The sequence below is a fragment of the uncultured Kiloniella sp. genome (assembly GCF_937128705.1).
Taxonomy (GTDB): Bacteria; Pseudomonadota; Alphaproteobacteria; order Kiloniellales; family Kiloniellaceae; genus Kiloniella.
Genome location: NZ_CAKZMP010000151.1, coordinates 1 through 3,322 on the forward strand (window position 1 = coordinate 1; position 3,322 = coordinate 3,322).

Here is a 3,322-nt window from a genome sequence, read left to right on the forward strand (position 1 = left end):
TGTGCCTGCGGCGAAATCTGATTGATGATGCCCTTGCGAGTTAATCATCACCCCATCATTCAACCAATCCAGCTTGGCTAAGCTCATCTCAACTTGATTCGCGACAATGGGCTGCCCGAGCGCAGATTGTAGGTACTGAATTTGATGGCTGTTCATGTTCGACACACCAAAGAAATCGACCTTACCTTGCGCTTTTAAGTGCTCTAACGTTCTTGCCAGCTCATCGAGTTCCATCAAAGGATCAGGGCGATGTAATAACAGCACATCGAGCTTTTCAGTATTCAATCGGTTGAGAATACCGTCTACCGATTGGCTTACCCAATCAGCCGAAAAATCACCCCGCCCACCATTGCCCCCCCCTCCACAACAAACCCCACACTCAGTTGGTGGGCAATAGCACCGCCCAAAACAAAGCCACGCGCTTCAATGCCAGCCACTTTATCTATTCGAACCCCCGCATAAGGCCAAACCAATTGGTCAATTGCGGTGCGCAAGCCCCCCGCATCCTGCCACAGCGTCGTTATATCCCGAAACATAACCCCTTTTTTTGGGTAGTCGGGAATGGTTCGAATGTATTTTTTAATATCCACGTCAGTTTCCTGTATTTATAAAACACGACCCGCAATCGCATCCAATTTTGCAATCAATTCCGGGTCTCTCATTTCTGGGGCCGTAATAAGGGCATTATCAAGCGCATGATGGCATCCAGCGGTGCAAGTTTGGTTCCGCGCCGACAGTTTTGGCGCAACAGTCTTAACCAAAGAACGCGCTTTGTCACCATTACCCGTTAAAACCGCGATAACGGCGGTAACATCCACATTCTCATGATCCGGATGCCAACAGTCAAAATCTGTAACCATGGCAACCGTGGTGTAACATATGTCAGCTTCACGGGCTAACTTCGCCTCTGGCATATTGGTCATGCCAATGACCTGACAGCCCCATTGCCGATATAGCTCTGATTCTGCCCGTGATGAAAATTGCGGGCCCTCCATCGCCAGATAGGTGCCGCCGCGCACAACGTCAATTCCAAGCTCGTTCGCCGATGCCGCCAATGCGTCGCCAAGCCGCGAACAGACGGGTTCTGCCATGCTCACATGCGCAACCAATCCGGTGCCAAAAAAGCTTTTTTCCCGCGCGAATGTCCGGTCAATGAATTGATCGACAATCACAAAAGTGCCCGGCGCCAATCTCTCTTCGAACGAGCCGCAAGCGCTCAACGATATAATATCGGTAACCCCTGCGCGTTTGAGAATATCAATATTGGCTCGGTAGTTAATGTCAGATGGTGAGATACGATGGCCGCGTCCGTGACGCGGTAAAAACACCATATCCGCATCCCCTAACCGTCCACGCAAGACCTCATCAGAGGGCGCGCCAAACGGGGACGTTACATTTTCCCAGCGCGTGTCGGTAAGGCCATCCAGATCATACACCCCACTTCCACCGATAATGCCAATCACGGGCTTGCTCATTCTCGTAATCTCCAAAATTCGATCCAACATACCAAGCACCGGGAGCGGGGTCAGCTATTAAATCACCCACACGAACTAGGCGTAAAAAAAGGGCGCCGAAAACAGCGCCCTTTTAATGTATTGAGACTAATCCTTTTTAGTGAAGATCAGACCAAACTTTCTTTTTAACCGCATAGAACAGACCCGTCATGATCAGCAGGAATAAAATAACCCGCAGTCCCATGTGTTTGCGTTCTTCGAGTTTAGGCTCAGCGGCCCAAGCAAGGAAGACGGTCACATCTTTTGCCATCTGATCAACAGTGGCCGGTGTTCCATCAGCATACTCAACCGCATCTTCAGACAGCGGCGATGGCATGGCAATCTGATGACCTTCGAAGTAAGCATTGTAGTTCATGCCTTCATTCAGCTTAAAGTCAGCTGGCGCATCGACATAACCGGTTAGCAATGAGTACAGATAGTTTTCAAAGCCTGGCCGCGCTTTCACGATCAATGAAAGGTCGAGAGGATAAGCACCGCCGTTAGACGCCCGTGCTGCATTCTCATTTGCAAAAGGAGATGGGAATTTATCTGATGGCTTACCTGGCCGCTCAAACATTTCACCCTCGCCGTCAGGCCCGTCCATAACAGTATATTCTTTGGACAGTGCTTTGACTTCATCTTCGGTAAACCCAAGATCCTGAAGTGTCCGCATTGCCACAAGTCCCAGACCATGACAGCCCGCGCATACTTCACGGTAGACTTGAAGTCCCCGTTGCGCCGCTGCACGATCATAGGTGCCAAACATACCTGTATGATTCCACGTTGCTGATTTCAGCTCGACACCACCGCCGGCCGCAGCTGCGCCCGACAATGTCATCACAGAGAGAACAGCCGCAGCACTTAAAGACTTTACAAATTTAAGCATTGCCTGCCTCCCCTGCACCAGGTTTTTTATCCAGAACAGCTTCCGATATACTGGAAGGTAACGGTTTGTGTTTTTCAAACAGTCCCACCAACGGCAGCAAGATCAGGATATGTACGAAGTAATAAACTGTCGCGAGACGGCCGATCAGAATGTATGGCTCTTCCGCAGGCTTACCGCCAACATATGTCAGAACAAAACAATCAATCACGAAGATCCAGAAAAGCTGCTTGTAAATCGGACGATATTTCGCCGACCGTACACGGCTTCTGTCGAGCCAAGGCAAGGCAAAGAGAACTGCAATCGCCCCAAACATCAACAACACACCACCCAGTTTATCTGGAACCGCACGCAAGATCGCATAGAAAGGTAGGAAGTACCATTCAGGAACAATATGTGCAGGTGTTACCAATGGGTTTGCCGGAATGTAGTTATCCGGATGCCCCATGTAGTTTGGCGCGTAGAACAAGAACGCTGAGAAAACAATCAGGAACACAGCCAAACCGAACAGATCCTTCACAGTATAGTAAGGATGGAACGGGATGCTATCCTGTTTGTCTTTGATCTCAATACCTGTTGGGTTGTTTGAACCTGTTGTGTGAAGTGCCCAAACATGAAGGATCACGATACCAACAATTACAAACGGCAGCAGATAATGCAGGCTGAAGAAACGGTTCAGTGTTGGATTATCAACAGAGAAACCACCCCAAAGCCAGGTTACAATTGGATCACCAACAACTGGCAAAGCGCCAAAGAGGTTCGTGATAACAGTCGCTCCCCAGAAGCTCATTTGGCCCCAAGGTAGAACGTAACCCATAAACGCAGTAGCCATCATCAGCAGGAAGATCACAAGACCCACCCACCAAAGCAATTCCCGTGGGGCTTTATAAGATCCGTAATACAGGCCGCGGAAAATATGCAAGTAGACCACGATGAAGAACATCGC

Annotated in this window: 5 protein-coding genes; all 5 read right to left on the minus strand. The window is 49.5% G+C overall.

Going from position 1 to position 3,322, the window contains the following annotated elements:
- Nucleotides 1–285 (minus strand): aldo/keto reductase (locus Q0241_RS08440; protein ID WP_299375990.1); only part of this gene is annotated, 285 nt, incomplete at its 3' end.
- Nucleotides 286–314: 29 nt separating this feature from the next.
- Nucleotides 315–590 (minus strand): hypothetical protein, encoded by a 276-nt coding sequence (locus tag Q0241_RS08445; RefSeq protein ID WP_299375993.1) that lies wholly within the window; start codon nucleotides 588–590, stop codon nucleotides 315–317.
- A gap of 15 nt (nucleotides 591–605) precedes the next feature.
- The gene (locus Q0241_RS08450; protein ID WP_299375996.1) at nucleotides 606–1,475 is read right to left on the minus strand and encodes an S-methyl-5'-thioadenosine phosphorylase; all 870 of its coding nucleotides are present in this window, start codon (nucleotides 1,473–1,475) and stop codon (nucleotides 606–608) included.
- A 136-nt stretch (nucleotides 1,476–1,611) separates the two neighbouring features.
- Complete coding sequence (locus Q0241_RS08455) at nucleotides 1,612–2,379, minus strand: cytochrome c1 (protein ID WP_299375999.1); 768 nt, start codon at nucleotides 2,377–2,379, stop codon at nucleotides 1,612–1,614.
- Nucleotides 2,372–3,322 (minus strand): cytochrome b N-terminal domain-containing protein (locus Q0241_RS08460; RefSeq protein ID WP_299376002.1); only part of this gene is annotated, 951 nt, incomplete at its 5' end. The genes Q0241_RS08460 and Q0241_RS08455, both read right to left, overlap by 8 nt.